The organism is Aminobacter sp. P4_D5 (assembly GCF_056401815.1).
This window is the reverse complement of record NZ_JBFUIP010000767.1, coordinates 1-689: the sequence shown is the minus strand read 5'-3', so window position 1 is coordinate 689 and position 689 is coordinate 1. Positions and strand designations below refer to the sequence as shown.

At 67.2% G+C, this 689-nt stretch carries 1 protein-coding gene; it reads right to left on the bottom strand.

The window, feature by feature from the left end:
* Positions 1-42 precede the first annotated feature (42 nt).
* Positions 43-689: RapZ C-terminal domain-containing protein (locus tag AC1DWF_RS34865; RefSeq protein ID WP_476843043.1), on the bottom strand; the 647-nt coding region annotated here is incomplete at its 5' end.

Below are 689 nucleotides of genomic sequence, written 5' to 3'. Positions count from 1 at the left end.
TCTCGAGCGCCAGCCGGCCATGGGTGACAAGCACGAGGCCGATCATGATTCGCAGTTCACAGACATGGGCATTGAAGGGCCGGGGGCCGCCTTCTGGGTCAGATTCAGGGGTTCGGATCGGCCGGCCATTTGAGGGGCTCCGGCAATCACCGGGGCGGATATATCGTGCGTCTGGCCCAATTCTCGATGCGCCAGATCAACACGCCAGCCCTGCTGCCGGAGATGGGCTGCCAAATTTTCCGCCACGAAGACCGAGCGATGCCGTCCGCCCGTACATCCCACGGCAATGGTGAGGTACTTCTTGCCCTCGGCGACATAGCGCGGCAGCAGCGGCTCGATGAAGCCGGTGAGGCGCGACCAGAAGTCCGGGAAGTCGGGGTCGGCCGCGACGTAATCGGCGACCGCGGCGTCCCGCCCGGTCAACGGCTTCAACGCCGGCACGTAGTGCGGATTGGCCAGGAAGCGCATGTCGAAGACCAGGTCCGCCTCGCGCGGCAGGCCCTTTGGGAAGGCGAAGGACTGGATATGGAGCGAAAGGCCGGGCGCGCCGTCCGGCCGGAGGCGGGCTTCGATCAGCCGGCGCAGGTCGGGCAGCGGCAGGTTGGAGGTATCGAGCACGAGGTCCGCGGCGTCGCGCAGCGGCGTCAGCAAGGCCGTCTCCATGCGGATGCCGTCCAGCACGCTGGCGC